At 35.1% G+C, this 5,429-nt stretch carries 7 protein-coding genes; 6 read left to right on the top strand and 1 reads right to left on the bottom strand.

Annotated elements, in window-relative coordinates; genetic code table 11:
• Positions 1-408 precede the first annotated feature (408 nt).
• Positions 409-1,059 carry a hypothetical protein gene (locus CWATDRAFT_RS29535; RefSeq protein WP_157134206.1) on the top strand — a complete coding sequence of 217 codons (651 nt, stop codon included), beginning with the start codon at positions 409-411 and terminating at the stop codon, positions 1,057-1,059.
• Between the two features lie 47 nt (positions 1,060-1,106).
• A complete protein-coding gene (locus tag CWATDRAFT_RS29530; RefSeq protein ID WP_007308392.1) occupies positions 1,107-1,769 on the top strand; it encodes a class I SAM-dependent methyltransferase in 663 nt (220 codons plus the stop codon).
• Between the two features lie 41 nt (positions 1,770-1,810).
• On the opposite strand, the gene tnpB is transcribed toward CWATDRAFT_RS29530, so the two are convergent.
• Positions 1,811-2,962: an IS200/IS605 family element RNA-guided endonuclease TnpB gene (tnpB, locus tag CWATDRAFT_RS29525; RefSeq protein ID WP_007308390.1), complete on the bottom strand. Its 1,152-nt coding sequence runs from the start codon at positions 2,960-2,962 to the stop codon at positions 1,811-1,813.
• Between the two features lie 236 nt (positions 2,963-3,198).
• Here tnpB and CWATDRAFT_RS29520 point away from each other — a divergent pair, with 236 nt between their 5' ends.
• The 4 genes from CWATDRAFT_RS29520 to CWATDRAFT_RS29505 form a co-directional block, all read left to right on the top strand.
• Entirely contained in the window at positions 3,199-3,999 is an 801-nt protein-coding gene (locus tag CWATDRAFT_RS29520; RefSeq protein ID WP_007308393.1) for a sporadic carbohydrate cluster 2OG-Fe(II) oxygenase, read from the top strand.
• Positions 3,999-4,424: an LIC12192 family sporadic carbohydrate cluster protein gene (locus tag CWATDRAFT_RS29515; RefSeq protein ID WP_007308394.1), complete on the top strand. Its 426-nt coding sequence runs from the start codon at positions 3,999-4,001 to the stop codon at positions 4,422-4,424. The genes CWATDRAFT_RS29520 and CWATDRAFT_RS29515 overlap by 1 nt, the downstream gene beginning before the upstream one ends.
• Before the next feature lie 27 nt (positions 4,425-4,451).
• Positions 4,452-5,135: a class I SAM-dependent methyltransferase gene (locus tag CWATDRAFT_RS29510; protein WP_007308395.1), complete on the top strand. Its 684-nt coding sequence runs from the start codon at positions 4,452-4,454 to the stop codon at positions 5,133-5,135.
• A 2-nt stretch (positions 5,136-5,137) separates the two neighbouring features.
• A partial coding sequence (locus tag CWATDRAFT_RS29505) for a tetratricopeptide repeat protein (RefSeq protein WP_042712856.1) occupies positions 5,138-5,429 on the top strand: 292 nt, incomplete at its 3' end.

The following is a 5,429-nucleotide window of genomic DNA, read 5'->3' as shown; positions in this document are numbered from 1 at the left end:
ATTTCAAAACTAATTTTTAATAGCCGGTTAACGCATTTTTGGTATTCTGTTTCTTATCAGCAGTCCATACACAAACTTAAGGTTTTCCATTTTTCTTTCAAACATGGCAGAACTTCATCAATGACAACATGTTTTGTTTGTCTGGAGTAAAACAACTTGTTTTCTCTGCTATTACTATCTTAGTGGAAACTTTTCTGCAAATATTCTTGAGATCACAAGCAGGTGTTTAAAAAGTACGGACAAATGCTGTTATTTTAATCTTCTAGAAAGAATTTTTCAATTCTTTTTTCCTGAACGAATACCTAATATTCTCAACCTTTGTTCCTCCCAGAAGTAGGTCNTGAAAGTCCTAGCATATGGACTTTTTTTTCGCAGCTACTAATTTTAGTAATAATTTTCAGCCTGTTTTTGAAATTCATAGAGTCACTAAAATATACAATAAAAAATAAGAACGCTAGTTATCTTAGATTTTTCTTTTTTGATAATATTCAACTGGTATCTATATGTATTTTGTGCGAGTTGCCAATAATTTTTTCTCCAAAGATTATAAACTCTTACGTAACTTCAGGTGCTCTGTCTTTAATTATAATTATTATTTTATTTGAATTGATAAAATCAATAGTTATTAGGATAAAAAAGAATAATAATTCAAAATTTATCATCGTATTTTTATCTTTAGTTGCTATTTTAGGAATAGTCAAAGCTCAATACACTATCTTGACTCACTTCTCAGTTCCTTTATCCCTAGAATATAGATTAATGCGCCATGAAGTGAGAAGCTACCTGAAAAATAACTCAAAAATATGTGGGATTCAATTCATGGAAAATAAATCTCCTCTCTTAAATTCAGCTTATCAAGAATTTGCCTGGTCTAACATTAATAGCTCTTTTTATATAACTCGAATGCTGGAGAATATATTGTATGAATTAGGGCATTCGCAGGTTAGAATCGATGTGGTTACTTCAAACGGAGAAACTCTAACTGATCCCAAGGATAAAGATATTCCCATTAAGTGTCCACCTCTAGTTATTGATGTTAGGGATTTCAGCCTTGAATGAACGCTTACACAAAACTATTTAGACAAGAAAATTAAGGTAATTGAACATTGACTAACGTTAATTTTGTAACCCAACTCCATAGCAACACAAAACGTGATTATCTCAAGCGTGTTACTGAATACGACAAAGCTGAATGTGCTGCCATTGCTAAAAAATTTGGTCAAGATTATTGGGATGGCGATCGCCGTTACGGTTATGGAGGTTATCGTTATGATGGTCGCTGGTTGTCTGTAGCTGAGGCTATGGTAAAGTATTATGGACTAAAACCAGGAGATAAAATTCTTGATGTCGGCTGTGGAAAAGGTTATCTTCTCTACGAATTCACGCGTGTTATTCCACAAATACAGGTCTGTGGTATCGATATCTCCCAGTATGGGATTGAACACGCCAAAGAAGAGATTAAACCCTTTCTTCAAGTGGGAAATGCCACTGACTTGCCTTATGCTGATCAGAGTTTTGATTTAGTGATCTCTTTGACTACGCTTCATAACCTATATAATTACGACTTATACAAAGCTTTACAAGAAATTGAACGGGTCGGAAAAAATCATAAATATGTTTTAGTAGAGTCTTACCGCAATGAACAAGAAAGAGTCAACCTCCTCTATTGGCAACTTACCTGTGAAACGTTTTATACACCCCAAGAATGGGAATGGTTTTTCCAACAAGCAGGTTATAGCGGCGATTATGAATACATTTATTTTGAGTGAAGTACCCCACCCTACTACGTTGAGGGTGGGGCTTCCTACCCTCAAGAACTAACGCTCTTGATACACTGCATTTCAACAGTTTGGTTAGGCGTAGATTTCCGTTCTTCCAACGGTATTTTTGAGTCAGAGAATTGAAGCAAATTCCAACAGGCGTTAATGTCCCTGTCGTGGTGTGCGTGGCATTCTGGACAAGTCCATTCTCTATCTTTTAGGGTCAAATCTTCTTTGATGTACCCACATTTAGAGCATCTTTTAGAACTAGGAAAAAATCTATCAACTCGCTTAATTTCACAACCGTATATATCGCCTTTATATTCTAAAAGTGTTAGAAATTGACCCCAAGCTACATCGCTTATTTGCTTGGACAATTTTCGATTTTTAACCATCCCTTTGATGTTTAAATCTTCACAACTAATAACTTGGTTCTCGTTAGTTAGTTTTAGACTTATTTTCTGTTGATAGTCTAATCTTTGATTAGCCACTTTTTCATGGATTTTAGCTACCTTAACTCTAGCTTTTTTTCTATTGTTAGAGTCTTTAGCTTTTCTACTTAACCTTCTTTGTCTAATTTTTAACCTTCTTAATGAACGTTGAAAATAACGGGGATTCTCAAACCTTTCAGGTTTATTAGTAATACAAAAATCCTTGAGTCCTAGATCCATCCCAATCTTCTCACCATTCAAAGGAGCTTTTGGGATATCTAACTCGGTAGCAATTGAAGCAAAATATTTTCCTGATGGAGTTTGACTAATAGTTACGCTTTTAATATCTCCTTCTATTTCTCGATGAATTACCATCTTCATAGGGGACATTTTAGGAAGTTTAAGTTTTCCCTCCTCGGTAACAGAAAAGTTTTGAGGCACTCGAAAAGATTGTTTATTAGACCTCTTTTTAAATCTAGGAAATTTAGCTAATCCTTTAAAAAACCGAGAATAAGCAGTTTCTAAGTCTTTGAGCGTTTGCTGCAAGGGTTGAGAATTAACTTCTTGTAGCCATTGAAACTCTTTTTTCAGAGAAGTTAATAATTTAGACCATTCTTTATACCTTAAACTTTTCTTAGAATCAACATAGATATCAGTAGTTAAGCGCAGAAAATAGTTATATACAAATCTTGAACAGCCAAAGCATTTTGCTAAGAATTGTTGCTGTTCTTGATTTGGATACAACCTAAAACGATACGCTTTATTACCCATGTTTAGTACCTCCTTAACAGCAGTATAGCATAAGTTATCTGTTTTGTACAAAAAAGTTAAGCTATAGATTGACTCCCTACGGTCGGTTTATTTGTTGGTCGGTCATTCATCCCCACCGTATAGACGGATGGGGTATTCTGCCCGACATCAGGATAAAAACGTTGTTTTTCAACACAAGAAACGGTACAGTATATAACCAAACGTCTAAATCTGATAGAGTGACGGAGGAGTGAGAGATGAAAGCGTCTTTCTTTACGGAGGAAGAGGAAGGTACTATTAGTCAGTTTCTCAATGATGGTTATGTTATTTTTTCCCTGAAAAATATTGAAGGATTAAATAAACTCCGAAATCAATTATACGAAATTGGGGTAAATTTCCTTAACTTGACCAAAAATCCATCTTTAGAGACTTTTTTTAACCAGACTCAAGACCTGGTTCCTGTGGAACAACTCAATGAATTTCGCGTCACACTCATTAGTCATTTAGCCGAAAATGATAACACTAGGCCCTTAGTGTATTCGCTGGCAAAATCCTATCTTCATTGGCTGATTGGTAACGAATTAGCGATGCAAAGAAGCTGTAATTTGAGTATTCAATTACCTGGAGATAGTAGTTCTTTATTGCCTGTTCATTCTGATGTTTGGTCAGGGAACTCTCCCTATGAGATTGTCTTATGGATACCTTTGGTCGATTGTTATCAAAGCAAGTCAATGTTTATCTTACCGCGCCAATATTCTGTAGACGTTTATCAAAATTTCAAACAGTATTCGCATCTTAGTAGCGAAGAGTTTTATGAAGCAATCAAAGATAACTTAGTCTGTTTGAATGTTCCTTACGGAAAGGCTGTTATCTTTTCTCACACATTACCCCATGGAAACCGTATTAATCAAGAAGAGGAAACTCGGTGGACAATTAATATTCGTTTTAAAAGTTTACTATCTCCTTACGGGACAAAAGAATTAGGAGAATCATTCTTCCCTGTCACCCTTCGTCCTGCTACCCGCATCGGAATGAGTTATATGAAACCGGAGTGCTGATGGCTAATCAACAAGGATGGAGAGGATATATTTCTAGTCGAGAAATTGGCGGACAAATTATTCCTCAAAGGGTTCAAAATTTAGTCATTCGTAACTATGCTCAGAAAAAAGATCTAGTGTTTTTGCTGAGCGCAACAGAATACTATATGGACAATTGCTACATGATGTTAAATTCTTTGAAAGACCAATTATCTGAATTAAAAGGCCTTATCTTTTATTCTTTAGACTTACTTCCCCATCAGTTGTCTCAACGACAGTTACTTTATCAGAGTATTTTATCTCATCAAGGAGAGTTACATTTTGCACTAGAAGAATTGGTTATCAACCATCAAGAAAATATAGAATTAATCGAAGATATCATTTTGTGTCGTCAACTAAGTCACAAAACTAACAATCTTATTAAAAGTATTATTCAAGATTCATAAAATACCAACTTAAAGGAACGTAAAATAATGGTTACTCATTTAACAAAAGAACCCCAATATCAAGACCATATTACGCTGAGCGAGAAGCAAGGATTAACTAAGCTTGGATTTAGAGCTAATGCCACTTGGCATCGAGATCCTCGTCGTTTAGTTTTTGTTGTATCTCGATATAAGTTTGTTTCTAAGATGTTGAGCGGAAAACAAAAAGTTTTAGAGGTGGGTTGTGGAGATGCTTTTGCCACTCGTATAGTCTTACAAGAAGTCAATTCTCTATGTGCTATTGACTTTGATCCACTGTTTGTCGCTCATGTCAAAGAACAAATGGAATCAGCGTGGACATTTGATTCTCGAGTGCATGATATGCTGTCGGGGCCAGTAGTCACTGAAGGAGGATTTGATGCAGCATATTCCCTAGATGTTTTAGAGCATATTCAACCAGATAATGAACGTCAATTTATTTCAAATATCGTTCACTCTTTAACGGAACAAGGAATTTTAATCGTGGGAATGCCGTCCTTGGAATCTCAAGCCTATGCCTCTGAAGGAAGTAAACAAGGTCATGTTAATTGCAAAACTGGAAAAGATCTTAAAGCATTAATGCTAGACTATTTCCACAATGTTTTTATGTTTTCCATGAACGATGAAGTGGTGCATACGGGATTTTTTCCCATGTCTCATTATTTATTTGCTTTAGGAGTGGGGAAAAAGTAATTATGTCTAAGGCTTTTCAATGCTATCGTTTTCTTTCTAAAGTTTCTAAACTTTTACCTTTAAGTCAAAAAATTTTCAAAAGTCAGCCTCTCACTAACCAGTCTAGTCATCGAGTCATTGATCATATTAATGAAGAGAACCTCAAGTTAAATCCTGAAAAAAAAGCTCAATTTAAATTAGATTTAGGTAATAAGTTAATACAGCAAGGTCAAGTTGAAGAGGCACTGAAATATTACGATTTGGCAATTAAACTTCGTCCTAATTGGCCAGAAGCATACTATTATCAAGGAAATG

Origin of the sequence: Crocosphaera watsonii WH 8501 (assembly GCF_000167195.1) — a bacterium.
Lineage (GTDB): Bacteria > Cyanobacteriota > Cyanobacteriia > Cyanobacteriales > Microcystaceae > Crocosphaera > Crocosphaera watsonii.
This window is presented reverse-complemented; position numbering and strand designations above follow the sequence as displayed.